Here is a 26,614-nt window from a genome sequence, read left to right as displayed (position 1 = left end):
CAGGCCATCGGCCTCAACTAAGCGAACTTGGAGCAGATGACTTTGAAACCCCGCGACAACCCGATCGGCACGAGGTTGTCACCCATCTCTTAGGTACGTTTCGTTACCCATGTCTCCGGGCCGGACAGCAAAAACCTGGTGCGCGACATGGGATTCGAACACCTGCACATTTGGCCCCGAGCGTTCTTCGGAAATTAGCGCAACGCATGAGGGTGCGAAAGCACCCGGGCGAGCATTGCGTTGTTCTGGCCGCGGTTGGCCAAAACCGTAGCACGCTCGACTGTGCCGTTATTCGGGCTAACGGGCTTCTATGCCGAAATGCGGAAAGTCTCTCGTTTCTTCGGTTTTCCGGCGAAGTCTTGTATGATCACTGTGATCTCTAATGAGATCTTGCCTGAGGCCTACGGCGGCACCTTCGAGTTCGACCGCTAGAGCATACCTGATGCGGCTTGCATTATGTGGCTTTAGACGCAAGCTGAACTCGCGCTGGACAGCCAAACGCCTTGGCACCCGCGGGAATATCCCTATTGACGAACGAGTTCGCGCCTATAATGGCGCGGTCGCCGACGGTTGTACCCATCTGAATCACCGAATTCGGGCCAATATAGACTCCATTGCCGATCCAGGTGGGCGCGTAATCGATGGGATCTCGGCCGAGCGAAATTGAGCGGTTTACAGTGTGATGCGTGTAGATCTGAACGCCAGCAGAGATGGAGCACCAATCCCCGATCTGCAAATCTCCACCTGAACCATCCAGAATACATCCCGGTCCAATCCAGGTATTTCGTCCGACCTTGACACGCCCGAGAACGAGCACGTTGTCGTACATCGTGGTGCCCTCTCCAAAGCCATATGCTGCCGCGTTATCGTCGCGCTCGGTGAGAAGGTCTCCGATCGACACCCTCCGATCGAACTGCTTCCTCTTGCGAACTGCCAGGGCCCGCAAGAACTCGCGCGCGAAGGCGAGCCATTGGTCCAAATTGTGATCAGATATGCTGGGATCGAGCTTTGAATGCATCAGAAAGCCCATTTGCGTCGTCGTGAATTGACTCGCACCGACGGCGTCCATCTAGAACGACGGCTTTCGCGGAATGGAAATGAGTTACTGCCCGGGCGAACCGCCGATTCAAAACTAGAGTTATTTTTGGGGATTTCAATTATTTAAGTATCGCTTTTTTCCAGTCCCGGACCGCCTTCATTAACCGAAAGAACGCTCGGCCGCTAGCCGGCATCGGTTTCCCGGTTCCGCGTGCGCCCGCTCTCTGACCATATCAGAAATTTCCCTGTTATGGATTTGCGCATCCAGTGCCGCAACAGATTGGATTCGCATGCGTTTTCGTACATTCCCTTGGCCAAATAGCCGCGACATGGGGATTTCCCTGTAGAATTCCCTGTTCGCAGGGAATTTGGGCGCACGTGCTTTTCGCAAACGCAACGCTAGTGGCGTGGACCGATGCAAAGGTGGCAATGAAAATGGTTGAATTAACATATTTAACTTGAGGTGCGATAATAGTGGTCTATTTTGAAGATGGGCTGGATTGGAGCAGGACGAGCCGATGACCCATCTCGACGCAGAAGGCGACGATCGTCGCGAATTCCTGAAGAACTGCGGCAGATTTGCCGCCGTTACCCCTCCGACTGTGACGCTGTTGCTCTCGACCTCCCTGACTTCGGCCGCGATCGCCGGTTCAGCCGGTCGCATTGTGCATGGCAACAACGGCTTTGGCAATGGCGGCGATGACGGCAGTAACGGGAAAAAAGAGGACCGCGATCGCTAAGTTCTGCGGTCCAACGAGCGGCCGTGCGGCTATATAGGCCGCCGCAGCGGGGCCGGGGCTCATCCGGTCCGGCGGCGCCTTTGTCCGGACGAGCGATCGATCAGGAGGTCGTTCAGCTTCTTGCCGGCTCGAAGCTGAGCTTTCAGCCATCGGGGCTGCTTACCGCGACCGGACCAAGTTTCGGATGGATTCTTCGGGTTCTGGTATTTCGGCAGCACTGGGGGGTAGGGGCGGCGAGGACGTTCCTCGTTCTGGGTCGGAGCGGCGGTCCCCTCAATCCTGCGAAGCCGCTCTTCGAGCTTGGCTTTTTCCGCGGTCATCCTGCGACCAAGAACAGCCGTGACCTCATCGTAGAGTCGCCACAGCTCGGCTGTGGTCATAGATACCCAGTCCTCATTCCCCATGGAAGCCGTCCCCAACTACCTCCGAAACCCAAACAGGAGGGGGGATTATCAGGTCAAACCAGGGTCCGGCAAGCGCGATCCGCTCGCGCGGCTGCGCCAGCGTGCCACGTGGCGGTTTGAGTTATCGGCTGGGTCCGTGCCTCCGAGCGAGCGGTCGCTTCCCACGCGCCCTCCGCCCGTGGGCTCGTCGCATCGGCGCAAGCAATCGCTGCTCGGCCTTCGACACGCGATTACGTAGGTTCTGCAATTCGGTGAATTGAACGATAAGAGCCTGATGAGTTTGACGCAAAACAGCTGAAGAATACATGGGACCACCTACTCATTGCCCACGATGCTCCCCGTAACCGCTCATTGAAGTTGCTGAATTGACGAAGATGCAGCTCCAACTTGGGTGATCGGTCGTCATCGGTGCTACACGGGCTGCGATCAGATGCAGCCATTTCCGTGGTTGGTTACGCAGTTTCAGTTGGTGAATAGTATTACTTTTCCCTCCCTTTCAAAGGCGAGGCTGTCGAATGGCCTCGCCTTCGCCGAAACTTCGTCGAATGTTAGATTTGAATCGTGAATGTCCCAATATATCCTTCGTAATAACCGCACCAACGAAGTTAATTGGATGTTGACCATAATAACCAAGGCGGCCAAGCCGTGCCGTCGCTCACATTCTCCGAGAGAATGTGCCGATCGAATCTATCAGGCGTTGCCGAAAGAGACGCTGTTTCCGTCGAGGTTCTGCAGTCTTGAATTCTGTGGAGCACCGCATTCTTACGGTGCTGCGCATATTTGCTGCTCAAGTTAGCGTGGCGCAGCCATCGAACGCTGCCCGGCGGTCCGACACTTGAGACGGTGCGAGTCGGGGCCGAGCGGAGTGGTTATCCTCGCGGTTGAAGGAGATTGCTGGATTAAACGGCTGCACGAGGGGTTGTCAGCAATAGGCAGGGGAAGCATGCGCCGCATCAGAATTGTCATCGCGGATCGACACCCGATCGTCTTGCAAGGGATCAGGAGCGTTCTTGCGACGCAGCGTGATTTTGCGATCGCTGCGTCTTGCAGCGATGCTGCAAGCTGCATTGAGGCAATCCGATTTCTAGTGCCGGACGTCGCGCTAGTCGATGCTGCCCTGCCCGATGCCGGCTGGCAGCAGATTCTCGCTGTTGCAAAGGCTGCAGGGCCAGCTCCCGCGGTGGTCTTCTTCGCCGGTATCGCGGCCGATGGTGAGTTGCAGAGGCTGGCTCTGGACGGCGCCTGCGTCGTCCTCTCGAAGGATTCGGATGCCGAGATGCTGGTCGCAACCCTGCGGAAGGCCGCCCAGGGCCAAGCTGCGGCCTCGCCGAGCAACGGGCAGGCCAACGAGGAGTCCCGCGCCGATGAGAAGCCCCTGACACAACTGACGGACCGGGAGCGGCAGATCATGCGGCTCGTGTCGGAGGGGCTATCGAACAAGGAGATTGGGCGTCGGTTGAATCTTGCCGATGGTACGATCAAGGTCCACCTGCATCATATCTTCCAGAAGCTCGACATCAGCAATCGTACGGTTCTCGCGGCGTTGGCCATTTCGCGAAACGAGCTGCATGCCGCGCCACACGGGCTGGATTCCCCTGATCTGTTGCATCAGGATCCGACCAGCGCGAAATGATGAGAACGTCTGGCGTCTTTCGGAGCGTATGCGGGGCTATTGTGGCGCCAGATGCTCAGCCATGTCGCGGCAGGCCCCTTCAGCCTCGGCTAACGTGCGAAAGGGCGAGCCGCCAATCTTGATTGCGGCCTGGTTTTTGTGGAGCGGACGCCAACTCGCCAGATAGCCGGAGCGTCCGTGAAAGCCTGGACCTGTGGGGCTTTCGAAACTGATCACGAACGAGAACCCTTCGCTGGTCGCGCTCCAGATCTCCATGTCCCGGACGGACCGATGGAATTGTAGTGGCATCGCAACAATCCATTATAGCTGATTTTGCACTCGACCCCGTTAAATGAAAATTAACCATAATTAAATCGAGAGCGCAACTCGAAACAGCGCGCGAGCGGCAGGAGGGTGCCAGGAAGTCGCGGCGCGAGCAGGGAAAATGCCGGCGATCTGCCGGCGGTGCACGTTAAACAACCCTAGGGCGGCAGAGAAAATTTTTGGTTGAATGGACATTTAATATATAATACTGTAAATAAAATTTTAAATCGAGGAGAGCGTATCGTGACCCGGGACGGCAACGAAGACGACGATCGGCGGGCTTTCTTGAGAACCTGCGGAAGATTTGCGGCTGTGACCCCCCCAGTGATGACCCTGCTTCTATCCACTTCCCTGACCTCAACGGCCATTGCAGGTTCTGGCGGCCTGCACGGCGTGAAGCAGGACGACAGAGGTCGGTCGTTCTTCGACAACGATCGGTCGTCCGCGGCCGGGCCGGGGAGCTCCAGCGGCGGGTCATCGGGGGGTGGGGGAGCACCTGGCAGTCTCTCCGCAGGATCATCTCGCCCCGGAGGAGCATCCGGCGGCGGCTCCGGCGGTAGCGGCGGGTCTGCTGGTGGCGGAGGCAGTGCCAAAGGGCCTTTCGCAACCGGCGGCGGCGCTGGAATTCCAAGCGCAGATGGTGGGCTCGATTGCGCGGACGAAGAGAATGAGGAGAAGCGCAAGGCCGATTGCCCCGGAGCTAGCACTCGGATTTCGAGCGCAACCGAAACCAGCCGATAGGAGCCTTCCTCGATCCATGCGCAGTCTGTGGGCCGCGGTACCGCTTGGCAAGACCATTCGCTCGACACCTGAACGTCAGCCGAGCGCCCCCTTGACGCACCGCCGCAACGCTTTTGTGGACGCAACATGCCAAATGTTAGTGCGATCGTCCGAGGATTGCATAGTTTTCCCGTCTCTCGAGAGTAGGCGACTTTCTCCCAAAGACCTCGATCAGGAGGCGCGTCATGAATACCCGCGTTCGAGCGGAGAATCCTGCGGCTGTGCTTCAAGAGCGTCTCGACGCGCTGGTCACCCAGCTCGTGGAGCTTGAGAAGCTCAGAGAGCGGGTAGGTCGAGAAGAGAGCCGTCAACGCAAGCTGCGCAAGGCGGGCAGTCGCCAAAGCCGAGTTCGGACCTGCGAGCGGCCGTTCCAGCTTCGCACCGGCAGAGCTCATGCCCGTGCTGCTTGCTTGCCATAAGTCGGGGCTGTCGTAACGAGCATCCCAACACGAATGGATGACGAGTTCGCGAAAGCGAACCTGCTCTACGAGCCTGTCCCGGCTATTCGGCTGCCAGCCGAGCGGGAGGCGCTCCGCGGAGGAGCCCCATGAACGAGCCCGACCGCGCCGTGCGAGACGATCCGATCGATTCTGCGGCTCATGACCTTGTAGCACTCGCATGCCACGGCCTCGAGCCGCGGCCGATCAATCTCAAGCTGGCCGCGTCGATTGGATTTCAGCGCTCGTGATGCGCGCATTGTGCTCACGACGTGAGTGACGGTGGTGCGGCGGACGCCGAGCAATTCCGACAATGTTTCCTGGGTCAGCGGGAGGAGATCGCTGCCATTTGCTCGATCGTGAATGTGAAGCAGCCAGCATGCTAGGCGGGCTTCGACGGAATGTAGTGCATTGCAGGCCGCCACGTGCTGAAGTTGCATCAACAACGATCTCGTGAAGACCTGCACCATGGATGCGATTTGGGTGCTGCGATGTTGGGCTGCCAGGAATCGCGCGGGCGAGATCTGCAGCGCGGCCCCGGATATGCGAACGACCGCCGTCGACGGCGAGTGGGATGTGCCAAGCGCTGACGTCAGACCCACAGCCCCCTCACGGCCGATGATCGCCGTGGCGACCGTCTGTCCGTTCGGCAGCTCCATGATACTGGCGATCGCGCCGGTGAGGGGGAAGAGAAGATGCTCGATCCGATCGCCCGATCGGACGAGCACTGAATCGCGTTCGATCACGACTTTCCGCAGATGAGGTGCAAGCAAAGCAAAATCTGCTGGCGGCAACGCTGCTAACAATCGGTTACCAACTCTGGTCGCGTGGTCCATCATGGGATTGGCCCCCCGACGGATGCCCGGCACTCGAACGCATGCCGGTGTCGAGCTGCTCTGCAGAATCACAGCTCAACAGCAAGCCAACTGGCCACCCCAGATATGGTTCCCGTGATCAATGGGTGAGCATGCCGGGCCGCGACAACCGCACGCTGCGGCGGCCTCCGGCTCCCGCTGGCGCGCGGCAGGACCGCCGCGGGCATGGCGACCGATCGCATCAACGTTGTCGCGAGCAGGCCGCGCGAGGGCTGAAGAGCGTCCAGGGACCGCTCTCCGGACAAGCTCTTCGGTCGCGATTACTGAAGCGCAAGGTGCGGACTGCAAACGCGCTCTGATGCGTTTCGGCGGGGTGCCTCTCACATCTCCGCCCGTTGGGATCAGGCGGGCCTTCGCAAGCTCGCCATGGGGAATTGCCGTTTCGGCTGGGAGAAGGACCCGGATGTCCTGAACACGCTGGAGCAGCAGGATTTCCTGAGCGCCAAAGACGTGCAGATGCGTCGTAAGGAACACTTTCGGCGGCGCTCCGTTAGCGCAGCAAATGCCGGGAGGTTCTCCATGATCGACTATCCGAAGCCACCTTATCCTGCGCAGCGGCAACCGATGCCCGGCTCGACGCGGGCGATGCAGCCTCGGCCGGATCATGGCGAGGAGAGCTACAAAGGCGCCGGGCGTCTGGCGGGAAAGAAGGCGATCATCACGGGCGGCGACAGCGGCATCGGCCGCGCAGTGGCGATCGCCTATGCGCGTGAAGGGGCTGATATCGCCATCTCCTATTTGAACGAGGACGAGGATGCGGCCGAGGTCAAGGCGCTGGTGGAGCGGGAGGGACGCAAGGCCGTCCTGATCCCCGGCGATATCGCCAATCCCGAGCACTGCCGCGCCATCGTGCGTCGCACCGTCGAGGAGCTCGGCGGCATCGACATCCTCGTCAACAACGCGGCCCATCAGGCCACGTTCAAGGACATCGCCGATATCAGCGACCAAGAGTGGCAGCGGACGTTCGAGACCAACATCCACGCCATGTTCTATCTGACCAAGGCCGCCGTGCCCCACATGCGGCCGGGAGCTGCGATCATCAACACGGCCTCGGTGAACTCCGACATGCCGAACCCGATCCTGCTGGCGTACGCCACGACCAAGGGAGCCATTCAGAATTTTACGGGTGGGCTCGCCCAGATGTTGGCCGGCAAGGGCATTCGGGTCAACGCAGTTGCCCCCGGTCCGATCTGGACGCCGCTGATCCCGTCGACCATGCCGGAGGAATCCGTCAAGAACTTCGGCAAGCAGGTGCCGATGCACCGCGCCGGCCAGCCGGCCGAGCTGGCGACGGCCTATGTCATGCTGGCCGATCCGCTTTCGAGCTACACCTCGGGGGCAACGCTGCCCGTCACCGGTGGCAAACCGTTCATGTGATCGGGTGTTCCTTATCAGCCGCCGAGATGAGGACCGTGGTGGTGGCGTCGCGATGGCAGTGGAACGCGGTGCGGCCGCGGCTGTTCCATTCCCATGCAGATCAGGAGAGCCGAATGAGCAATGGAGTGGATCATCTTGCGGGTCTGCTCGGACGTGCCGCGATGGAGGTATGGGGCGACATGCCTCGCGACATTCAGGAAGCGCTGTTCGAGACCGCCATGAAGGGACGCGCGACGGAGCGTGAGGAGCTCGCGCGGTTGCTGCACGAGCGGCATCCGCGCACGCTGCATCCGGCTCGACCGGGATGACGCAGCCGGCGGGAACGATCGCGCGAGCTCCTGATTGGTGAATCGTCTGCCGGCGCTGCCGAACGGCCCAATGAGGCTGCAGTACGCGCATCGCCCAATCGTGATCAAATTTGTGAGCCGACTGACGTGACTGAGATGAATATCGGAGAATGGTACGACCCGATCTCGGAGCGGTGGATCGTGCCTCGCGAAACACCCGCCATCGCTGCGTGTGATCAGTCAAGCGCGGAGAAGGTGCCGGAGACCAACAAGAGGGAAGAGGCGCAGCGGATCTGGGAGCTGCTGGTCGATTGCTGCGCACGCGGATGATTGAGGTGCAGGTTCTTGCGACGCTTGATGTCCGGTGGCCCTGAGGCTGGCTTTGCGCGGGGCAGGCAAGCGTTTCCGTCAACGCTGATCTCGACGACGTCCGGAGCGGATCGGTATATTACACCCCGATTTGCAGGCTGGAGCGGAACAAGGATCAGATGATGGACGATACGATTGGCTTTCCCGACCCCGGTCTCGACCTGTCGGACGGCTTCAGGCCGCACACCTCGCATTGGGGCGTGTTCTCCGCGCGTCAGGGCGCGGCTGGGCTCGAGGTCAGGGCCTATGCGGGTGATCCCGATCCGAACGGCATCATCGACAATTTTCCCGGCGCGCTCCGCCACCAGGCGCGCATCGCCCAGCCGGCGGTTCGCCGCGGCTGGCTCGAGCGCGGGCCGGGCCCCGATGATCGCCGCGGCCGCGACGAGTTCGTCTCCGTCAGCTGGGAGAAGGCGCTCGATCTTCTTGGTGACGAGCTGACCCGCATCCGTGACACGCGCGGGCCGGGTGCTGTGTTCGGCGGCTCCTATGGCTGGTCGAGTGCCGGCCGCTTCCATCACGCCCAGAGCCAGGTGCACCGCTTCCTCAACATCGCGATGGGCGGCTATGTGCGCTCGGTCAACACCTATTCCTCGGGCGCTTCCTCGGTGCTGCTGCCACAGATTCTGGCAGGCTACGAAGACATCACCAAGCGCAACGTCACTTGGGAGCAGATCGCGGCTGAGAGCGAGATCGTGCTGGCGTTCGGCGGCATGGCGCTGAAGAACTCCATGGTGGCCGGCGGCTCGATCAGCAAGCATGTCGAGCGTGGCGCAATGGCAGCCGCGCACCGGCGCGGCTGCGAGTTCATCCTGGTCAGCCCGCTGCGCGATGATCTGCCGGTCGAGGCGGGCGCCGAATGGATGACCTGCGTCCCCGGCACCGATACTGCGTTGATGCTTGGCATCGTCCATACGCTGGTCAGCGAAGGCCTGCACGACCAGGCCTTCCTCGACCGCTACACCGAGGGCTGGCCGGTCTTCCTGCGCTATCTCACCGGCGAGAGCGACGGGCAAGCCAAGCACGCCGAATGGGCCGCAGCAATCTGCGGCGTCGGGGCGGATGTGATCCGCAAGCTGGCGCGGCGCCTTGCCGGAAAGCGCGCGCTCATCACCGTCTCCCATTCGCTTCAGCGCGCCGAGCATGGCGAGCAGCCGGTGTGGATGGGCATGGTGCTCGCGGCGGCGCTCGGCCAGATCGGTCTTCCCGGCGGCGGCTACGCCTATTCGTTGGGGGCGATCGGCTATTACGGACGCCGTGTCAACGACGTGCCGGGCCCGACGCTGGGCCAAGGCCGCAACGGTGTTGCCGATTTCATCCCGGTGGCGCGCATCGCCGACATGCTGCTCAAGCCCGGCAGCACGTATCGCTATAACGGCGAGACGCGTACCTATCCCGACATTCGTCTGGTCTACTGGGCGGGCGGCAATCCCTTCCATCACCACCAGGACATCAACCGCCTGCGCAAGGCATTCGCGCAAGTTGACACGCTGGTCGTGCACGAGCTCGCCTGGACGGCTACTGCCCGTCACGCGGACATCGTGCTGCCCTCCACGATGACGCTGGAGCGGGAGGACATCGGCTATTCCACCAACGATCCCCTGATGGTCGCGATGCACCAGATTGCCGAGCCATTCGGGCTCGCGCGTGACGATTACGACATCTTCGCCGATCTCGCCGAACGGCTCGGAGCGCGCGAACCGTTCACTGAAGGGCGCACGTCGCGAGAGTGGCTGAAGCATCTCTACGAGCCGACCCGCGCCTCGCTTGCCAAGCGTGGCCTCGAGGCGCCGAGCTTCGACGAGTTCTGGGCGCGCGGCAGCCTGGTCGTGCCGCAACAGGCGGACGATGGCGGCCGGCTGCGACGCTTCCGCGAGGATCCCGTCAATCACGCCCTGCCGACGCCGAGCGGGCGGATCGAGATCTTCTCGGCTAAGATCGCGGCTCACGGCGATGCGGATTGTCCCGGTCATCCGGTCTGGCTGGAGAAGACCGACATGCCCAGGCCGGGGGCCCCGTGCTTCCTCGTCGCCAACCAGCCGGTGACGCGCCTGCACAGCCAGCTCGATTTCGGCGGACATTCGCTTAGCTCGAAGCATCGCGGCCGCGAGGTCGCGCGCATGAATCCGGCTGATGCGAACGCGCGTGGCATCAAGGACGGTGACATCATTCGCCTGTTCAACGAGCGCGGCGCGTGCCTGGCGGCGATCCACGTCACCGACGGCATCGCGCCGGGCGTGGTGCAGCTTCCGACCGGCGCCTGGTACGATCCGATGGATCCCGAAGAGGAGGCGCCGCTCTGCGTTCACGGCAATCCGAACGTGCTTACCCGCGACGTTGGCACCTCATCCCTGGCGCAGGGCTGCACCGGCCAGTTGACGACGGTCGAGGTGGAGAAGTTCACCGGCAATCTGCCGCCGATCCGCGCGTTCGATCCGGTGTAGGGCTTTTCAGCGCAGCCCGGATCGAGCGTGTGGGGCGGCGCTCGCCCCACAGCTACGCGGCTGCGCTGGCGATCCAATCGCGCTCCGGAAGCGCGCGCCGCTTCGGCCGCGCTTCGGCCTCGAGCCGTTCGCCGGCGTTGGCGAGGCGCCAGCGCGCCGGAGATTGACCGCTGATGCGCTTGAAGACGGTGGAAAAATGCGCCTGCGTGCTGAAGCCGACGACAAGCGCGATCTCCGCCAATGGCCGCTCGGTGGTCGCGAGCAGCGCCTTCGCATGCTCGACCCGCTGCGTGAGGAGATATTCGCGCGGACGGTAGCCGGTCGCAGCGCGGAATTGTGCAGCAAAGTGCATCCTGGACAGGCCGGCGACATTGGCGAGCTCGGAGAGGCTGATGCAGCGGTCGAAATGTTCGGCGATGTACTGCTCGACGCGCCGCAGCCGCCATTTCGGCAAGGCATTGACCTTGACGCGCGGCAGCTCGATGCGGGTGAGATGCATCGCCAGGGTCTGGCCGATGCAGCGGGTGAACTGCAGGTCCGCGGCGTCACCATGTTCGATCAGCGCCTTGGCGAGCTCCGCAGCGAGCGGATCGCGCAACAGCACGAGGTCATTCAGTCCGTCGGCATGGGCCGGAAGATGATCCGTGGAGATGTGGACGTGAAGGAAGGCGGACGGCGACTGGAATTGTGCGCCGAGAGGCTGCGACGGCGCCGTGACATACAGCGACCCCGCGGGCATGGTGCCTTCGAAGATGATCCGGCCGTTCCGTGTCAGCTTCGCGCGCGTGGTCTTCAGGGCAATGCCGACGAAATAGCGATCCTCCGGCGTGGTCGTCTCGTGCGACGAGGTGCTCCGCGGATCATCCCATCGCGAGATCGTGATGCCCTCACTCGCCTGCTCCGGCGTGCGGTCGATCCGACGCCATTGGCTCTCCCTGGAAATCGCCTGAGTTGCGTGAATCTCATGATCCCGCGAGGTAACCGGAAAATCAATCCAGGCGTGCGCCGCGTGCAAGTTGCTCGACATCGTTGGTCCTCGGGATTCGCTGCCGTTTGCAGCGACCGGCAAACGCGCAAACCGAATGCTCTCCATGCTGAGAGGATAGACGTGAGCTGGCCAGGACGCCCGTTAGTGGTGATTAGGATCTGTTAGATTTTGTGCGCGTGCATCGGGTGCGGCAACTCGTCGCAGACGCTCTGATTCGAGCAAGCGTCGTTCGTTGCGCGCGAGTGTGCAGCGAGGCCGTCTGCTGGTTCGGTAGTATTGCTAGGCGTTGAGGGGCCGTGGCTGCCGTTTTCGCGGGTCCTCGTCCCTACTCGAAGACGGCGTCGAAGATCTCGACATCCATCAAGACGGGCTTGGCGATCACGCTTCCGTCAGGCTGCAGCGTTTGCGCGCGTCGAAGTGTCGGCACAACGATGCCGCCGAAGCTGTCATGAGCCCAGGAGTGGTGTGCGACCTTGATCCCGAAGAGATCGTGGTCCGTCCGCCGTTGCAGGGCGCTCTCGTCGAAATAGAAGATCTGTTCGGGTGCGAGCGTGATCAGGTCCGAGGGGAATTGCGCCCGCAGCCGCCGCCACGTTTCGGCGCCCTCACGCCAGGGCGGCAGCTCCTCCACCACGACATCGGGATGGGCGAGCAGGAATGGGTTGGTCAGATAGTTCCAGATCGCGACGCCGCAGAAGAAGACGAGGTGGAGTTCGTCCGCAAGCGCGGGCAAGCCGATCTCGGGGAACGCGAGGCTCGGGTTGCGCCAGGTCCGCAGGACTTCGCCGTCCAGGCCCTCGATCGTGATCGCGTCGGGTTGAAAGGAGCCGGAATGTTCGCCTCCGGTGATGCCGGTGAAACGGAGCGACTGCGTGCGGGTCGAGCCTTCTGCGGTCACGTCCTTGAATTCCCGGGCGTGTCCGGCGCTGGAGAACAGCGATCCGCCGACGGACAGGTGGAGCGTAAACCGGTCCAAGCTGTTCCAGCGGGCCAAGCCGCCGCTGGCATCGATTACATCGTCAAGAAGCGCCATATTCCGCCACGTCCACCATGAAGTGCGGCCACCATGGCGGGGCGTATGCGGCTTGGCGTGTTAGAAGTTGTTAGGAGTTGCGAGCGCGCACCTAGGCGGCATCCCGTTGAAGATGCTGTCAATTCAGGGTACCCAGCAGCTCCCTTGCAGCAATCAGATCGCGCGTCTGGAGCCCCTCTTGGTAGCGCGCGACGAGTGGAGCGAGCAGGTCGCGTGCGTCGCCGGCTTTTCCGGCCTGGCGCCAGATGCGGCCAAGGCTGATCGCGCCGCGGAGCTCCCAGCCGACCGCGCTTTGTCGCTGCGACAGATCGAGCGATTGCCGCAGGACGTTCTCGGCCTCCGCGAGATGGCCTGCCCATACGAGGATGTCGCCCTTGACCCTCAGCATCTCCGGCATGTCAAAGGACTCCCCGTGACCGGGAATCTCGGCAATCGCCTCGTTGATGGTCTGCAAGGCCTCATCGGGCTGATTCTGGGAAAGGAGACCCTCCGCGAGCGCCGTCGCAAATACGGTCGTCATGATCCGGTGCCGTGTCGCGTATAACGTGGCCCGACTGCGGCGAAGGTGCTCGATGCCCCCGGCAACGTCACCACGGCGCAGCAGGAGCTCGCCCTTCTGGCCGATGCCGACCGCGTGATAGGGGCCGAGGAAGTGCCGCGCCGAATGATCGATCAGCCGCTCGATCAGAAGTTCGGCGTTGTCCCAGTCGCCGACCCAGAGAAACACGTGGATCGTCCAGATCAGGGAGATGCCGAGGGTGAGCGGCTGTTCGAGCAGCTCAGCCTCGCGAACCGTGTATTTCGCCGCCTCGATCGCCCGCTCGGGCCGGCCGGTGAGCCAGAGTCCCCGCGCCAGCGCCACCAGCGCGACGATGCGGTCGTCATACCCGAGATGGCCGATGTTCAACCGTTGCGAGTCGGGATTGTGCACCATCGCGCTCTCGCAGAACCGAACCGCCTTGTCCTGGTTGCCGATCAAATGATGCGCGACGCCAAGCATCCATTCGACGTTCAGCGTGGCGGCGGGATCGTTCAGCTTTCGCGCGACGCTCTCGCCCTGTTCGCCGGTCCCGAGCGCCCCGTGAAAATCTCCGACCCTGGTCAGATAGATGTGCAATCCGCGCAGCAGCCAGAGCTGCCAGTGCAGGTCCTCGAGTTCCCGGGCCAGCTGGAGACCGCGCGTGAACGCCGACCGGACCGCTTCGGTATTGCCCTGCGTGAACATCAAGGAGACGCCGAGCGCGGCCTGCAAGGTCATCTCCTTCCGGCTGTCCACGGCGCTCGTATCGAGTGACGCCAGCGCTTGCTGGGTCCAGCGGCAGCATTCCGTCAGCAAGGTCAATTCCAGGAAGAACTGCGCCGCCGAGGCTGCCAGGTCCACGCCGACAGTCCGATCGCCGCGCTCCGAAAAGCTGAAGGTCAGCGCGGCCCTGACATTCGGCAAATGGTCGGCATAGGGAAGGAAGCCGCCAGCGCCTTGCATGCCCGTGGATTTGAGCGCGATGTCATGCAGGAAGTCGCGGAAATATTCGGCGTGGGCGCGCGCGACGCGGTCCGCTTCCCCGTTCTCGACGAGCTTGTCCGCAACGAAAGCGCGGGTGGTATCGAGCAGGCGATAGCGCAGCCGCCGCTCCGCCGGCGAGGTCGCAATCAGGGATTTGGAGAGCAGGTTCGAGATCGCCTCGACCGCTTCGGGCGCGCTGATTCCCTGGCTGGACGCGACGGCCAACGCGGCCTCCAGCGTGAATGGCCCGACGAACACCGACAAGCCGCGCAGCGTCGCGCTTTCGGCCGGCGGCAGCAGGTCGTAACTCCAGGCCAGCGCCGCGCTCAAGGTCTGGTGCCGCGGAATCGCGGTGCGCCGCCCCCGCCACAGCAGCGAGAAGCGGCTGTCCAGCAGCGAGGCGGTCCCGGCAATGCCATAGGCGTTGACGCGTCCGGCCGCGAGTTCGATCGCGAGCGCAATGCCATCCAGCCGCCGGCAGATCTCGGCGACGAGCGGGGCATCCTCTTCGCGAAGCTCGAATTCGCTCAAAGTTTCGGCAATGCGTTCCACGAAGAGCTGGCTTGCCGGATAGGCAAGGATGTCGGCGATGCCGAGGCCTTCGCGCTCCGGTGGGCAGTCCAGCGGAAACAGCCGATGGACGCGCTCACCTTCGGCGCGAAAGGATTCGCGGCTGGTGGCCAAAATATGCAGTTGCGGCGCCTCGCGGACGAGGCGCTCGGCCAGAGGAGCGAGTTCGTCGAGTATGTGCTCGCAGCTGTCGAACACCAGCAGCATGCGCCGGCTGCGCAGGACCGTCAGCAGGCCTGGTATCGGGTCCTCGGAATTGACGGTCTGGCCCAGCGCGGCTGCAATCGTCCCGGGGACGAGCCGGGCATCGGTCAGCGCGCCGAAATCGACGAAACACACCTGGCCGTCGAACGCCGCGAGCTCGCCCTGCGCGACGGCGAGCGCGACCGACGTCTTTCCGATCCCGCCGGGGCCGACGATCGTGACGAAGCGATGTTCGGCAAGTTCAGTGGAAATCCTCTCGACCGCACCGTCCCGGCCGATCATCTTCGCGAGCGGCAAAGGCAGGGAGGGTGGCGAAGCGGCGGGCGGGCTGCTCCGGCTCTCCGATGCGGCAGGCCGGAGCAGCGGAGCCGCGAAACAATAGCCGCGTCCCGGGACGTTGACGACGTAGCGGGAGCCTTCGCCGGCATCGCCCAAAGCCTTGCGCAGCGCCGTGATGTGGAAGCGCAGGCTGCCTTCGTCGACGTTCACGTCGGCCCAGATGCGCTTGATCAGCTCCCGCTTGTCAACGACCTCTCCGGCGCGCTCGGCGAGAAAAATCAGGATGTCGAGCGCACGGCCGCCGAGGTGAAGCGGGGCACCGTCCTTCTCGAGCAGTCGCGATCTCGCGAACAAGCGGAACGGCCCGAAGGCAATGACCGAATCCTGCTCGCTAGTGTCCGGCACGGGCCAATGATTCCAGTGAACGAGCTGAAGTCTGCAGTTTGATCTACCAGATCAAGACCTTCAGTAAACTGGCCGAAAGTGGCGAAATCGCGTGGCGACGCCCGCGCGCGCCGGCAAGCCCGCCGCAAATTTGGTTTAAACGCGAGCGGTCTACAGGCGACCGCGACAATCCGTCAGCGTGCCTGACCGTCGAGGCGCGGGTCGTCCGCCGCGAGATTGCGGATGCTGCCGATCATAACAGAATCTCGCAACGTCTAACGGGCAAAACGCGCGCGCCGCATCCAGTATGGCCTTCGAGTTCAATCTATTCCAACGGGGAGGCTATGATGTCCGGTATCGGCGCTCGGCCGAACGACCATGTGGCTCGACTTCAGTTCGTTGCCAGTATCGATGATCAGTCGCATGATTGGGAGCTCGTGCTGCGGGAGTCCCACCACCGCATGAAGAACACGCTGACGATGCTGGGTGCGTCGGTCCGCCGCGACTTCACGTGCGCGGCTACACGGGACATGTCGCTGGCGGTGGACCGGCTCGAGCGGCGCATCGTCGCCTTCGGCAGGCTCTATCAGCTCCTGTCGGACAGCCACGATCCATCGGCGGTCGCCGTGGAGCCGTTCTTCGAAAATCTATGCGGGGCCCTCTCCGAAGCGGTGCTGGAGCCGGCAGGGATTCGCTGTGAAGCCGCGATCGAGAGCGGCAGGCTGCCGGCTGCGCAATGTCATCGCCTCGCGCTGATGCTGACGGAGCTGGTCACGAACGCGGCAAAGCACGCCTTCCCCAACAAGAGCGGTGCGCTGATCCGCATCGAATTGACGAGCCGCGACGGCGCCTGGATCTGCACGGTCGCGGACAACGGCGTTGGTGCAACCGGTCCGCTTCAGGGCACCGGCAGCCGTATCCTCGAAGGGATCGCACGCAGCATCGATGCGCGGTTGCACGGCGAGGTGGGCCAGGGCGGCACGCGCGTGACCATCGTGATGCCGGCCATTGCATGAAGGACAGCCTCAACTCACACCACGGGAGTTCGCCATGACGACAATCGAAACCGAACGCGAAACCGGAATCGGGCCCTCGGCATCGCGCAGCATCGATATGAAGCTCGAGGTTGTCGTGATCCCCGTATCCGACGTCGATCGTGCCAAGGCGTTCTACGCGCGCCTTGGCTGGCGGCTGGACGCCGATTTCGCCTCGGGCGACGACTGGCGCGTGATCCAGTTCACGCCGCCCGGCTCGGCCTGCTCGGTGATCTTCGGCAGGAACGTGACCGCCGCAGCGCCCGGCTCGGCGCGAGGCCTGTACCTGATCGTCTCCGATCTGGAAGCGGCCCGGCAGGACCTGCTCGACCGCGGCATCGAGGTCAGCGCGCCATTCCACGGTGCCGGCGACCTTCATGCCGGCCCCGACGAGCCGTATCTGTTCGGCAGCGTTCGGGCCGGCGGTATCGACCCGAAACGCGGCAGCTACAGCTCATTCGCATCGTTCAGCGACCCCGACGGCAATGGTTGGCTGTTCCAGGAGGTCACGACCCGGCTGCCCGGGCGCATCGCCGGCGACGGCGCGACATTCGCGTCGGCGACCGATCTGGCGGCGGCGCTGCGCCGTGCCGCGATCGCGCATGGCGAGCACGAGACGCGGACCGGCGGACACGACGAGAACTGGCCGGATTGGTACGCCGACTATATCGTCCGCGAGCAGGCCGGCCAGGAGCTGCCAACTTGACGCAGCTGCATCCCTGGCCAACGCCGCGCGACGATATGGTCGTCGCGCGCCGGCGACAGGCGGTCACGCCGATGCCGCCTTCCACCGGTACGGTGGGCCGGTGCTGAATTCAAAAGGAGAATTGAGATGATCCGCAAGGCAACGGCAGTCTGGAAAGGCACCGGTCGCGATGGGACCGGTCATCTCTCGAGCGAATCCGGCGTGCTCGCGCAGACGCCCTATTCGTTCAAGACGCGCTTCGAGAACGAGAAGGGGACCAATCCCGAGGAGTTGATCGCGGCGGCGCACGCCGGCTGCTTCACCATGGCGTTGGCCTTCGGCCTTCAGATGGCAGGATTCACGCCGGATGAGCTCTCGACGGAAGCAGCCGTCACGCTCGAGCCCGAAGGCAAGGGATTCAAGATCAGCAAATCCGCGCTGACCCTGCGGGCGAAAGTGCCGAATCTCGACGACGCCGGCTTCGCCCGCTTCGCCGGCGAGGCCGAGAAGAACTGTCCGGTTTCGAAGGTACTCAACGCCGCGATCACACTCGACGCCAAGCTGATTTAGAGGTGATCGCTTTGGGTCCATCCGCTCACAGGAACCGGATGGACGCACGTGCAATGCGTGGCTTTCGGCCGGGCAGCCGAAAGCCTATATGATGCGATGGCTGCAGAATGGGCAGAACGATCATTGGGAGCGGACAGATGACGACAGAACGCGCAGTTTTGGCCGGAGGCTGCTTCTGGGGCATGCAGGATCTCATCCGCAAGCAGCCGGGCGTGATCTCCACCCGCGTCGGCTACACCGGTGGACACGTCAAGAACGCCACCTACCGCAATCACGAAGGCCATGCCGAAGCGATCGAGATCATCTTCAATCCGGCGAAGACCAGCTTCCGGACCATGCTGGAGTTCTTCTTCCAGATCCACGACCCGACCACGCTCAATCGCCAGGGCAATGATATCGGCACGAGCTACCGTTCGGCGATCTTCTACACGAGCGAGGAGCAGAAACGGATTGCCGAAGACACCATCGCCGACGTCGAGGCGTCCGGCCTGTGGCCGGGCAAGGTGGTCACCGAGGTCGCGCCTGCGGGCGAGTTCTGGGAAGCCGAGCCCGAGCATCAGGATTATCTCGAGCGCTATCCCGACGGCTACACCTGCCACTTCATCCGGCCCGGCTGGAAGCTGCCGCGGCGCGCGGCAGCGGTGGCGGGTAGAGCATGATGAAATTGATTCGCCGGTCTGTGCGTGGCTCACTCCCCGAGGGGCTCACCCGGATCGCGTCTTCGACGCGCTCAGACCTCTCCCCATGGGAGAGGTGAACCGAGCCCCGAGCGCGCACTCATTCAACCAAACTCATCCCGCTCCAGATCGCGCGGTCTGCGCGCGGCGTCAGGTGCGCAGTTGCGCCATCAGTTCGTGTGCAGTGCGCATATCCGCGATCTCTGCGCCCTCCCTGAACGACCCCGAGACATTCTCCAGAACGGTCAGAGCGTCCGTGTTCTGGCCGGCCCCCATCTTGAGCCGCGCGAGGCTGATCGCGCAGCGCAACTCCCAGAAGCGCGCGCCCTGCTGGCCGGCAATCTCCATGGCCTCGCGAAAGCGTGCCTCGGCGTCCTCGCAATGCCGCGCGCTCCTGAGCATCAACTCTCCCTTGATGCGGGTCAGCTCCGGCAGATACCAGAGCTCCTGGCGATCGTGGCAGCGGGTCAGGACGTCCTCGATCACGTCGAGGCCGCGGTCGACCTGGTCGGCCTCGCCAAAGCAGGCCGCAAGCTCGCCGAGGAGCGGAAGAAAGCGCGGCAGGTAGCGCGCATCGCCGGCACGATTGAGTTCTTCGCGCAGCAGCGGCAGGCCGGTCGCGACGTCGCCGCGCCTGGCGATGACCGCCGCATTGAAGGCGCGTGCCCACAGTCCCCACAGTCGGATCGCGTGCCGCTCGGTGTGCTCGAGCAGCTCGCTGCCGTGGCGTTCCGCGGTGTCGAGATCGCCGGCCCAGAAGGCGATCGGGCAGGCAGCCTGCCCCAGCACGCTGCAGAAGGTCAGGGCGTGGCCGTTGGCCCGGCCCTCCTCGATGTTTCTTGCCGCCAGCGCCTGGGCCTGGTCGGCGAGACCCTGCAGCCACAGGATGCGCGCGCGGAAATATTGCGTGGAGATCCTGAGATCGAGCGGGAAGATCTTCGGCCTCCCCACCAGCACGTGCAGCGATGCGTTGACCCGGTCGATGCGCCGCCGGGCGTCGTTCTGGTTGCCGAGATAGTGCAGCGCGACGGCCATCAGCCGGTCGCCCAGCATGAGGTCGGTCTTATCAGGGGAGTTCGCCGCCGCGCTCGCAAAACGATCGGCGAATGCGCGGGCCTTGCCGAATTGCCCGTTGTTGAACTGGTCGATGCACAGGCCCCACAGCGCGCGCAGCCGGAAATCCTTGTCGTCGAGCCTGTCGGCAAGCTCGAGCGTCGTCTCCAGGATCGGGCGCGCCTCGCGCGCGCGGCCCTCGCCATACATCAGTGACCAGCCGAGCGCCGACAGCAGCTGCATGCGGATGCGATCGTCGCCTTCGGTGTCTCCGAGCGCTGCAAGCGCCGTTCTGGTGCGTTCGCGGCATTCGGCGAACAACGAGAGGCGCACCCACAGCGTGACCGCGGCCGCCGTGAGCGCGATGCCGAGCCTTGTATCGCCGTCGGGTGCGAAGGCCCAATCCAGCGCCGCGCGCACATTATCCAGCTCGCCCGCATAGATGCTCAGCCATTCGGGCAGCGGTGTCGATGTATCGGCCTCCGCCTGCTCGAAAAAATCTCGAAAATGCTCGGCATGGCGCCGCGCGAACTGCCTGAGTTCACCGAGCTCGTTCAGCTTCCCGAGCGCGTAGGTGCGCGTGGTGTCGAGCAGGCGATAGCGCAGCGTCCGCGAACCGGATGGCGAGATCAGCGATTTGCTGACCAGGCTGTCGATCGCCTCCAACGTCTCCGAGGTGCTGAGACCCTCGCCGGATGCCACAGCGGCGGCCGCCTCCGGCGCGAATGGACCTGCGAACACCGACAGTCGCCGCAAGGTGGCGCTTTCCGCAGGAGGCAGGAGATCGTAGCTCCAGTCCAGAGCCGCGGCGAGCGTCTGGTGCCGCGGCACGGCCGTGCGCCGTCCCCGCCATTGCAACGAAAAGCGGCTGTCGAGCAGGGAGGCCGTGCCGGCGATGCCGTATGCATTGACACGGCCCGCCGCGAGCTCGATCGCCAGCGCAATGCCGTCGAGGCGCCGGCAGATGCTCGCGACCAGCGGCGCTTCTTCAGCGCTGAGCTGGAACGGACCCGAGCTCTGCGCGATGCGCTCGACGAACAGCTGAGCTGCGGGGTAGGCGAGGACCTCGGCGACATCGAGGCCCTCGCGCTCCGGCGGACAATCCAGCGGAAACAGCCGCAAGATCCGCTCGCCCTCGCTGCGGAACGACTCGCGGCTGGTCGCGAGAACGCGAAGCTGCGGCGCTTCGCGAACGATGCGCTCGACGAGCGGAGCCAGCGCGTCCAGCACATGCTCGCAGCTGTCGAAGATCAGCAGGGCCGGTCCGCTCCTCAGAAATGTCAGAATGGCCGGCGTCGGATCCTCCGCGCTGACGGTCAGTCCGAGGACCGAGGCGATGGTGGTCGTGACGTGACCGGCATCCCGCAGCGGACCGAAGTCGACGAAGAAGACGCGCCCGCCGAAATCCGCGGAGCGGCGATGCCCGACCGTGACGGCGACGGCCGTCTTGCCGATGCCGCCCGGGCCGACCACCGTCATGAAGCGATGCAGCGTCAATCCGGTCGAAATCTTCTCGATGACCTCCTCTCGTCCGATCATCTTTGCGAGCTGAGCAGGCAGGGAGCGAGGCGTGACGATTTCGACTGAGGTTGAGGGGACCGGCGGAGCCGCTTGAGCGAACGGCGCGACAAAGCAATAGCCGCGGCCGGGCACATTGAGGACGTAACGAGCCGATTTGCCGGTATCGCCGAGCGCCTTGCGCAGCGCTGCGACGTGGAAGCGTAGACTGCCCTCGTCGACATTCACGTCGGCCCAGATACGCTTGACCAGCTCCCTCTTGTCGATGACCTCACCGGGGCGCTCGGCAAGCAAGATAAGAATATCGAGCGCGCGGCCGCCGATATGAAGCGGCGCCCCCTCCTTCTCCAGGAGCCGGGACTTTGGAAACAGCCGAAATGGCCCGAATGAAATCTGCGAGTCGTGATTACTTTGAGCTGGCACGTGCCATTGCCCCCTCGACGGGAGTCAAAAGATATGTCGTTGTGGTCTAGCAGAACGACGCGTCCAGTAAACTGGCAGAAAGCCGCATGGCAGACAGACCGGCGCAGATGGATTGGGCTTGCTTCGGCCTGCCAAAATAGTGCCTGTGAAAGAAGGGTTTGGGTCGGCATGCCAGGACGGTGGCCTCCACTCGCGCGCCCGCATGGGACCATTGCGGCTCCTCGCCCTTCCGTCCGTAAATTCGCCGCAAGGCTGCTCACGCATCGACGTGCGATATCTGGCGCTGCTTCGCTGTGACGATCCACGCCGACAGTGTGACGAGACCCATCAATGCGGCCAGCAGCCAAAACGCCATCGGCAATCCGCCAAGATGTGCGACGAAGCCTACGCCGGCAGGGCCGATCAGGACCCCTGCGTAGCCCGCGGTCGTGATCGCCGCGACCGCAAGCCCGGTGGGCATCACCGTTTGCCGTGCCGCCCGCCGAAACAGCACCGGCACGAGATTTGACGCGCCGAGCCCGATCAGCAGGAATCCGCCGATGGCGATCGCTGCAATGGGCGCTGTGAGCAGGACCACGAAACCCGCGATCGCTATCAGGCTGCCCCAGAGCAATGTCGCGCGATCCCCGATACGCGCAACGATCGCGTCGCCGCCGAGCCGGCCTATCGTCATCGCGATCGAGAATACGATGTAGCCGGCTCCGCCTTGCGCCTCGGTGACGAGACCGGCGCCGATCATGAGCAGCGCGCCCCAATCGAGCATTGCGCCTTCGACCAGGAAGGTGATGGCGCCGAGCAGTGCAAGCAGCAGCACCGATCCGTGCGGTAGCACGAACAGTGGACCCTCCTGCACCTGCACCGAGCGAAGCAGGCGCGGCCAGGTCACGAGCATCGCGATCAGCATCAGCATGGAGCAAATCAGCGTGCAGGCGAGGGCACCGAGCTGCAACGAGAGCAGCGCCGTCATCAGCGCGGATCCGGCGAAGCCGCCGATGCTGAACAGGGCGTGGAAGCCGGACATCAGCGGGCGTGCCGCGGCGCGCTCCACTTCCACGGCGTGAATGTTCATGGCGACGTCGATCGAGCCGAGCGCGGCGCCGAACGCAAGGAGCGCCAGCGCCAGCGATAGGGGCGAGCTTGCGATCGCGAGCAGCGGCAGGACCAGCGTGAGACCGAGCCCGCCTGCGATGATGATCGGCCTGCTGCCATAGCGCGCGCTGAGAACGCCGGTCAGCAGCATCGCGACGACCGAGCCGATCCCGAGGCTGAGCAGGAGCAGCCCGAGGACTCCGTCGTCGACGGCGAGCCGCGCTTTCGCGAACGGCACCAGCGGCGCCCAGCACGCGATGCCGAAGCCCGCAACGAGGAAGGCAAGCCGGGTCGCAAGGCGGGTCGCCGGCCGGTCGGCAGAAGACATGAGTACTCCGGGGAAGCAGGGGAGGGGCGGGTGCGGCCGATGAACCCTCGGATTGCCGCGACTTTATGTCGGCAGCGCGCTCATATTGTCGCAGATCGCCTCAGGCGCGGGCAGCTCGTCGCGATTGCAGCAAGCTCCCGTAGCGCGGGTGAGCGTAGCGCGACCCGGGACGGCACCAGCAAAGATCCCGGATGTTGCTTCCGCCTCTCGCTCTTCGAGCTACGGCGGTCAAGTCGCTGACCCGCGCTACGGGACCGGGGTGTGTCGCCCGGCTGTCAACCCACCGGCGCGAAAATAATTCCACATTACCGAAATTCGGATTTGTCGTATGTATCGCGCATCCCGGCTCATTCTCGAGGGGCGATCATGAGGTCGTCATTGTCGCGAGCCGGGCTTGCGGTGGACGCAGCAGCGTCGGGCGCGAACAGCCAGGGGCAGGGCGGATTGCTCTCCGTGAGCCCTAAGGCATCGTGCGGACGAACGGCGCTGTCAGGTTCGTCTCGTCATTTCGATGGCAACGTGCACAACGCCATCGGACCCTGTGGCGAACAAGCGAACCGCGCGTACAGCAAAACCGTGTGGTCCTGGCCGTCGTTGCTACGATCAAGCCGGGGCCCATATCGTCGCGCCGTGCCGCCCTGGGTCCCGGCTCTGCGCCGCAACACTTCGCGCGTTGCAGCCTGTCCGGGACACGGATGCGCTTGTGCCGCGTGCGATCGACCGCCACGGGTCGGCAGCCGCATCCAGCGCTAGCTGCCGAGGATGCGGAGGCAAGCGTCGACGAACACCTCTGCGCCGGTGACGATATCGGCATCCGCCGTGTTCTCGGTCCAGTGATGGCTGATGCCGCCGATCGAGGGCACGAACAGCATGCCTGCGGGCATGACGGTCGCCAGCATCTGCGCATCGTGCCCGGCGCCGCTGGGCATGCGGATCGAGCGGCCGCCGGCGAAGGCTTTGCTCGCGGCTTCGATCGCATCCTGAAAGCCCGCGCTCATCCTCGCGGGTGCGCCGGTGCGCAGCTTCGTGACGGTGACGGTGCAGGGGCCTTTGGCGCTGACCTCCTCCGCCATGGCCCGCAACAATTGCTCCAGCCGCGCGATCACGGCCGGATCGTCGTCGCGGATCTGGAACAGCATCTCTGCGCCACCGGGGATGATGCTCGGCGCGCCCGGATCGAGTGTGATGCGCCCGGTGGTCCAGACCGTGCGCGGGCCGCAGGCAGCCGGAAAGCGCTCGTCGATGGCGACGCAGAACTTCGCCAGCGCAAGGCCGGCATCCTTCCGTACCGCCATGCGCGTGGTGCCGGCGTGGTTCTGCTCGCCGGTAAAATTGATCTGGTACTGCCAGATGCCGACGATGGAGGTCACGACGCCGATCGCGAGGCGGCTGCTTTCGAGCGTGTCGCCCTGCTCGATATGCGCTTCCAGATATCCGACGTGGCGCCCCGGCTCGGCGGTGAGGCGCGGGCGCCCGGCGAGGCCCATTTCGGCGAGTGCATCGCGCATGGTGCGGCCGCTGGTGCGGTCGCGTGCGGCATCGATGTCGGCCTCGGTCACCTGCCCGACATAGGAGCGCGAGCCAAGGAAATGACCGAAATGTCCCTCCTCGTCGCACCAGGCCGCGACTTCGACCGCGCCTTTCACGGAAGGATCGGCATTGAGAACCCGCGCGGCTTCGAGCGCGTAGACGACGCCGAGCGGGCCATCGAGCCAGCCAGCGTAGTTCTGGCTTTCCAGATGCGATCCCGCCAGCAGCTTCGGCCCGGGCTTCGCGCTGGTGCCGAACACGTTGCCGATGCCATCGATTGTGGCGGAGAGACCCGCCTCGGGCAGCTTGCGCATCAGCCAGTCGAGCGACTGTTTGTGCGGCTCGGAGAAGGTCGGCTTGTGCACGCCGGTCTTATGGGCGCCGATGGCGCGCAGCGCATTGAGATCGGCAAGGACGCGATTGCCGTCGGCGCGGAGCTGAGTGTCAGGCATGTTCGGCAACCTTCAGCGCCTCGGTGCGGATCTCCTCGACCAGCCGTTCCTTCAGCTGGACGAATTCCGGCGTGGTCTTGATCTTGTAGGAGCGCGGATGCGGCAGGTCCACATTGATTTCGGCTTTGATGCGGCCAGGGCGTGCGCTCATGACGATGACGCGGCTGCCGAGGAAGATGGCTTCCTCGATATCGTGGGTCACGAACAGCACGGTCTTCTGGTCGCGCTCCCAAATGCCGAGCAGCATTTCCTGCATCAAGGCGCGGGTCTGGTTGTCGAGCGCGCCGAACGGCTCGTCCAGCAGCAGGATCTTCGGATCATTGGCGAGCGCACGCGCAATCGCCGTGCGCTGCTGCATGCCGCCGGAGAGCTGCTTCGGCCAGTGGTTCTCGAAGCCCGACAATCCGACCTGGCGGATGAAGGCATCGGCGATCTTGTTTCGCGCCGCCTCGGCCACGCCGCGCTCGCGCAGGCCAAAGGCGATGTTCTCGCGCACCGTCAACCAGGGGAACAGCGTGTAGGATTGGAACACCATGCCGCGATCGGCGCCGGGCCCGGTCACCTCGCGCCCGTCGAGCGTGACGCGGCCGCTGGTCGGGCGATCGAGGCCCGCAACGATGCGCAGCAGCGTGGACTTGCCGCAGCCGGAGGGACCGAGGATGGTGACGAAGTCGTTGTTGCCGATGGTGAGGTCGGTCGGCTCCAGCGCCCTGGTCGGCGCGTTGCCGTGGCGCGCGGGGAATGTGCGCGAAACCTGTTCGATCCTGAGCGTCGTCATGCGAGCTTCCACGGAAACAGCCAGGCGTTGAACGCCTTGAACAGGAAATCCGAGATCAGTCCGATCAATCCGATCACGATGATGCCGAAGATGATCTGGCCGGTGTTGAGCAACGCCTGGCTGTCGGTGATCATATGACCGATGCCCGAGGACGAGCCGATCAGTTCGGCGACGATGACGTAGGTCCAGGCCCAGCCCAGCACCAGCCGCAGGATCTCTGCGATCTCCGGCGCCGAGGAGGGCAGCAGCACGCGGCGGATGATGCCGCGGTCGCTGGCGCCCAGCGTGTAGGCGGCCTCGACCAGATCGCGTCGTGTGGCACCAACGGTCACCGCGACCATCAGGATGACCTGGAATACCGAGCCGATGAAGATGACGAGCAGCTTTTGCAACTCCCCGATGCCGGCCCACAGGATCAGGAGCGGAATGAAGGCGGACGCGGGCAAATAGCGCGCAAAAGAGACGAATGGCTCGAGGAATGCTTCCACCGGCTTGTAGGCGCCCATCAGCACGCCGAGTGGCACCGCGATGATCGCCGCGAGCACAAAGCCGCCGACGACGCGCCAGATCGTCATGCCGATATCGAGCACGAAGCCCTGCTTCGTCAGCAGCTCAAAACCTTCCTGCACCATGGTCAGCGGGTTGGCGAGAAAGGTCTTCGACACATGGCCGCCGAACGTCGCCCAGGACCAGAGGGCAACGAACAGCACGAAGAACGCAAGGCCATAGGCCGCGCGCTGCCTCGATGTCACGGGATCCAGAGGACGCATCAAACCGTATCCGAATGGTGTGCCGGCTCCGCCTCTCGGCGGAACCGGCAGTTTGCGG

General features: G+C 63.9%; 22 protein-coding genes and 1 pseudogene. 11 read left to right on the top strand and 12 right to left on the bottom strand.

The genetic code is table 11. The annotated features are described in order from the left end of the window. Nucleotides 1-454: 454 nt before the first annotated feature. Nucleotides 455-1,030, bottom strand: a complete 576-nt coding sequence (locus tag EAV90_RS20870; protein ID WP_245509572.1) for an acyltransferase — start codon at nucleotides 1,028-1,030, stop codon at nucleotides 455-457. A gap of 526 nt (nucleotides 1,031-1,556) precedes the next feature. On the opposite strand from EAV90_RS20870, the gene EAV90_RS20865 reads away from it, so the two are divergent. Next, nucleotides 1,557-1,778 (top strand): hypothetical protein, encoded by a 222-nt coding sequence (locus EAV90_RS20865; RefSeq protein ID WP_129144537.1) that lies wholly within the window; start codon nucleotides 1,557-1,559, stop codon nucleotides 1,776-1,778. A 59-nt stretch (nucleotides 1,779-1,837) separates the two neighbouring features. Here the strand turns inward: EAV90_RS20865 and EAV90_RS20860 are convergent, their stop codons facing one another. Further along, nucleotides 1,838-2,158 (bottom strand): H-NS histone family protein, encoded by a 321-nt coding sequence (locus tag EAV90_RS20860; RefSeq protein WP_430644737.1) that lies wholly within the window; start codon nucleotides 2,156-2,158, stop codon nucleotides 1,838-1,840. 967 nt (nucleotides 2,159-3,125) lie between these two features. On the opposite strand from EAV90_RS20860, the gene EAV90_RS20855 reads away from it, so the two are divergent. Beyond that, the gene (locus tag EAV90_RS20855) at nucleotides 3,126-3,815 is read left to right on the top strand and encodes a LuxR C-terminal-related transcriptional regulator (RefSeq protein ID WP_164937033.1); all 690 of its coding nucleotides are present in this window, start codon (nucleotides 3,126-3,128) and stop codon (nucleotides 3,813-3,815) included. A gap of 36 nt (nucleotides 3,816-3,851) precedes the next feature. On the opposite strand, the gene EAV90_RS20850 is transcribed toward EAV90_RS20855, so the two are convergent. Beyond that, nucleotides 3,852-4,103 carry a hypothetical protein gene (locus EAV90_RS20850; RefSeq protein WP_122402146.1) on the bottom strand — a complete coding sequence of 84 codons (252 nt, stop codon included), beginning with the start codon at nucleotides 4,101-4,103 and terminating at the stop codon, nucleotides 3,852-3,854. A 255-nt stretch (nucleotides 4,104-4,358) separates the two neighbouring features. Here EAV90_RS20850 and EAV90_RS40675 point away from each other — a divergent pair. After that, a pseudogene (locus tag EAV90_RS40675) lies at nucleotides 4,359-4,700 on the top strand (hypothetical protein); the annotation flags it as partial. A gap of 682 nt (nucleotides 4,701-5,382) precedes the next feature. On the opposite strand, the gene EAV90_RS20840 reads toward EAV90_RS40675, so the two are convergent. Beyond that, on the bottom strand, nucleotides 5,383-6,174 hold the full coding sequence (locus EAV90_RS20840) for a Crp/Fnr family transcriptional regulator (protein WP_129144535.1): 792 nt from the start codon (nucleotides 6,172-6,174) through the stop codon (nucleotides 5,383-5,385). Nucleotides 6,175-6,729: 555 nt separating this feature from the next. Here EAV90_RS20840 and EAV90_RS20835 point away from each other — a divergent pair. The 4 genes from EAV90_RS20835 (at nucleotide 6,730) to EAV90_RS20820 (ending at nucleotide 10,687) form a co-directional block, all read left to right on the top strand. Beyond that, nucleotides 6,730-7,587, top strand: coding sequence for an SDR family oxidoreductase (locus EAV90_RS20835; protein ID WP_129144534.1), 858 nt, complete (start codon nucleotides 6,730-6,732; stop codon nucleotides 7,585-7,587). Nucleotides 7,588-7,700: 113 nt separating this feature from the next. Then, nucleotides 7,701-7,895 (top strand): hypothetical protein, encoded by a 195-nt coding sequence (locus tag EAV90_RS20830; protein WP_122406527.1) that lies wholly within the window; start codon nucleotides 7,701-7,703, stop codon nucleotides 7,893-7,895. A 126-nt stretch (nucleotides 7,896-8,021) separates the two neighbouring features. Beyond that, nucleotides 8,022-8,204 (top strand): hypothetical protein, encoded by a 183-nt coding sequence (locus tag EAV90_RS20825; protein WP_129144533.1) that lies wholly within the window; start codon nucleotides 8,022-8,024, stop codon nucleotides 8,202-8,204. A gap of 161 nt (nucleotides 8,205-8,365) precedes the next feature. Next, nucleotides 8,366-10,687, top strand: a complete 2,322-nt coding sequence (locus EAV90_RS20820) for a molybdopterin guanine dinucleotide-containing S/N-oxide reductase (RefSeq protein WP_129144532.1) — start codon at nucleotides 8,366-8,368, stop codon at nucleotides 10,685-10,687. Nucleotides 10,688-10,739: 52 nt separating this feature from the next. On the opposite strand, the gene EAV90_RS20815 is transcribed toward EAV90_RS20820, so the two are convergent. The 3 genes from EAV90_RS20815 to EAV90_RS20805 form a co-directional block, all read right to left on the bottom strand. Then, nucleotides 10,740-11,714 carry a helix-turn-helix domain-containing protein gene (locus EAV90_RS20815; RefSeq protein ID WP_129144531.1) on the bottom strand — a complete coding sequence of 325 codons (975 nt, stop codon included), beginning with the start codon at nucleotides 11,712-11,714 and terminating at the stop codon, nucleotides 10,740-10,742. 286 nt (nucleotides 11,715-12,000) lie between these two features. Next, nucleotides 12,001-12,708, bottom strand: coding sequence for a hypothetical protein (locus EAV90_RS20810; protein WP_122402149.1), 708 nt, complete (start codon nucleotides 12,706-12,708; stop codon nucleotides 12,001-12,003). A 118-nt stretch (nucleotides 12,709-12,826) separates the two neighbouring features. Further along, on the bottom strand, nucleotides 12,827-15,670 hold the full coding sequence (locus tag EAV90_RS20805; protein ID WP_129144530.1) for an ATP-binding protein: 2,844 nt from the start codon (nucleotides 15,668-15,670) through the stop codon (nucleotides 12,827-12,829). A gap of 326 nt (nucleotides 15,671-15,996) precedes the next feature. On the opposite strand from EAV90_RS20805, the gene EAV90_RS20800 reads away from it, so the two are divergent. The 4 genes from EAV90_RS20800 to msrA all read left to right on the top strand — a co-directional run bounded on the left by EAV90_RS20800 (nucleotide 15,997) and on the right by msrA (nucleotide 18,597). Next, the gene (locus tag EAV90_RS20800; protein ID WP_129144544.1) at nucleotides 15,997-16,665 is read left to right on the top strand and encodes a sensor histidine kinase; all 669 of its coding nucleotides are present in this window, start codon (nucleotides 15,997-15,999) and stop codon (nucleotides 16,663-16,665) included. Nucleotides 16,666-16,699: 34 nt separating this feature from the next. Continuing rightward, nucleotides 16,700-17,389, top strand: coding sequence for a VOC family protein (locus tag EAV90_RS20795; protein ID WP_122402151.1), 690 nt, complete (start codon nucleotides 16,700-16,702; stop codon nucleotides 17,387-17,389). Between the two features lie 126 nt (nucleotides 17,390-17,515). After that, nucleotides 17,516-17,938: an OsmC family protein gene (locus EAV90_RS20790; protein WP_129144529.1), complete on the top strand. Its 423-nt coding sequence runs from the start codon at nucleotides 17,516-17,518 to the stop codon at nucleotides 17,936-17,938. Between the two features lie 137 nt (nucleotides 17,939-18,075). Further along, nucleotides 18,076-18,597 (top strand): peptide-methionine (S)-S-oxide reductase MsrA, encoded by a 522-nt coding sequence (gene msrA / locus EAV90_RS20785; protein ID WP_129144528.1) that lies wholly within the window; start codon nucleotides 18,076-18,078, stop codon nucleotides 18,595-18,597. A gap of 168 nt (nucleotides 18,598-18,765) precedes the next feature. Here msrA and EAV90_RS20780 read toward each other — a convergent pair whose 3' ends face one another. The 5 genes from EAV90_RS20780 to EAV90_RS20760 form a co-directional block, all read right to left on the bottom strand. After that, entirely contained in the window at nucleotides 18,766-21,609 is a 2,844-nt protein-coding gene (locus tag EAV90_RS20780) for an ATP-binding protein (protein ID WP_129144527.1), read from the bottom strand. A 256-nt stretch (nucleotides 21,610-21,865) separates the two neighbouring features. Next, a complete protein-coding gene (locus EAV90_RS20775; protein ID WP_129144526.1) occupies nucleotides 21,866-23,026 on the bottom strand; it encodes an MFS transporter in 1,161 nt (386 codons plus the stop codon). A gap of 749 nt (nucleotides 23,027-23,775) precedes the next feature. After that, the gene (locus EAV90_RS20770) at nucleotides 23,776-25,008 is read right to left on the bottom strand and encodes a Zn-dependent hydrolase (protein WP_129144525.1); all 1,233 of its coding nucleotides are present in this window, start codon (nucleotides 25,006-25,008) and stop codon (nucleotides 23,776-23,778) included. Next, a complete protein-coding gene (locus EAV90_RS20765; protein ID WP_162500180.1) occupies nucleotides 25,001-25,786 on the bottom strand; it encodes an ABC transporter ATP-binding protein in 786 nt (261 codons plus the stop codon). Before EAV90_RS20765 ends, EAV90_RS20770 begins: the two co-directional genes overlap by 8 nt. Continuing rightward, nucleotides 25,783-26,556, bottom strand: a complete 774-nt coding sequence (locus EAV90_RS20760; protein ID WP_122402158.1) for an ABC transporter permease — start codon at nucleotides 26,554-26,556, stop codon at nucleotides 25,783-25,785. The genes EAV90_RS20765 and EAV90_RS20760 overlap by 4 nt, the downstream gene beginning before the upstream one ends. Between the last annotated feature and the right edge of the window lie 58 nt (nucleotides 26,557-26,614).

The organism is Bradyrhizobium vignae (assembly GCF_004114425.1).
Classification (GTDB): domain Bacteria; phylum Pseudomonadota; class Alphaproteobacteria; order Rhizobiales; family Xanthobacteraceae; genus Bradyrhizobium; species Bradyrhizobium vignae.
Note: the sequence above shows the minus strand (reverse complement) of the source record. Positions and strands in the feature narration are given on the sequence as shown.

Excerpts from the sequence above, each read along its gene's own strand:
- EAV90_RS20870 (WP_245509572.1), bottom strand. The coding sequence starts at position 1,030 with ATGGGCTTTCTGATGCATTCAAAGCTCGATCCCAGCATATCTGATCAC.
- EAV90_RS20865 (WP_129144537.1), top strand. The coding sequence starts at position 1,557 with ATGACCCATCTCGACGCAGAAGGCGACGATCGTCGCGAATTCCTGAAG.
- EAV90_RS20860 (WP_430644737.1), bottom strand. The coding sequence starts at position 2,158 with ATGACCACAGCCGAGCTGTGGCGACTCTACGATGAGGTCACGGCTGTT.
- EAV90_RS20855 (WP_164937033.1), top strand. The coding sequence starts at position 3,126 with ATGCGCCGCATCAGAATTGTCATCGCGGATCGACACCCGATCGTCTTG.
- EAV90_RS20850 (WP_122402146.1), bottom strand. The coding sequence starts at position 4,103 with ATGCCACTACAATTCCATCGGTCCGTCCGGGACATGGAGATCTGGAGC.
- EAV90_RS20840 (WP_129144535.1), bottom strand. The coding sequence starts at position 6,174 with ATGATGGACCACGCGACCAGAGTTGGTAACCGATTGTTAGCAGCGTTG.
- EAV90_RS20835 (WP_129144534.1), top strand. The coding sequence starts at position 6,730 with ATGATCGACTATCCGAAGCCACCTTATCCTGCGCAGCGGCAACCGATG.
- EAV90_RS20830 (WP_122406527.1), top strand. The coding sequence starts at position 7,701 with ATGAGCAATGGAGTGGATCATCTTGCGGGTCTGCTCGGACGTGCCGCG.
- EAV90_RS20820 (WP_129144532.1), top strand. The coding sequence starts at position 8,366 with ATGGACGATACGATTGGCTTTCCCGACCCCGGTCTCGACCTGTCGGAC.
- EAV90_RS20815 (WP_129144531.1), bottom strand. The coding sequence starts at position 11,714 with ATGTCGAGCAACTTGCACGCGGCGCACGCCTGGATTGATTTTCCGGTT.
- EAV90_RS20810 (WP_122402149.1), bottom strand. The coding sequence starts at position 12,708 with ATGGCGCTTCTTGACGATGTAATCGATGCCAGCGGCGGCTTGGCCCGC.
- EAV90_RS20800 (WP_129144544.1), top strand. The coding sequence starts at position 15,997 with ATGTCCGGTATCGGCGCTCGGCCGAACGACCATGTGGCTCGACTTCAG.
- EAV90_RS20795 (WP_122402151.1), top strand. The coding sequence starts at position 16,700 with ATGACGACAATCGAAACCGAACGCGAAACCGGAATCGGGCCCTCGGCA.
- EAV90_RS20790 (WP_129144529.1), top strand. The coding sequence starts at position 17,516 with ATGATCCGCAAGGCAACGGCAGTCTGGAAAGGCACCGGTCGCGATGGG.
- msrA (WP_129144528.1), top strand. The coding sequence starts at position 18,076 with ATGACGACAGAACGCGCAGTTTTGGCCGGAGGCTGCTTCTGGGGCATG.
- EAV90_RS20775 (WP_129144526.1), bottom strand. The coding sequence starts at position 23,026 with ATGTCTTCTGCCGACCGGCCGGCGACCCGCCTTGCGACCCGGCTTGCC.
- EAV90_RS20770 (WP_129144525.1), bottom strand. The coding sequence starts at position 25,008 with ATGCCTGACACTCAGCTCCGCGCCGACGGCAATCGCGTCCTTGCCGAT.
- EAV90_RS20765 (WP_162500180.1), bottom strand. The coding sequence starts at position 25,786 with ATGACGACGCTCAGGATCGAACAGGTTTCGCGCACATTCCCCGCGCGC.
- EAV90_RS20760 (WP_122402158.1), bottom strand. The coding sequence starts at position 26,556 with ATGCGTCCTCTGGATCCCGTGACATCGAGGCAGCGCGCGGCCTATGGC.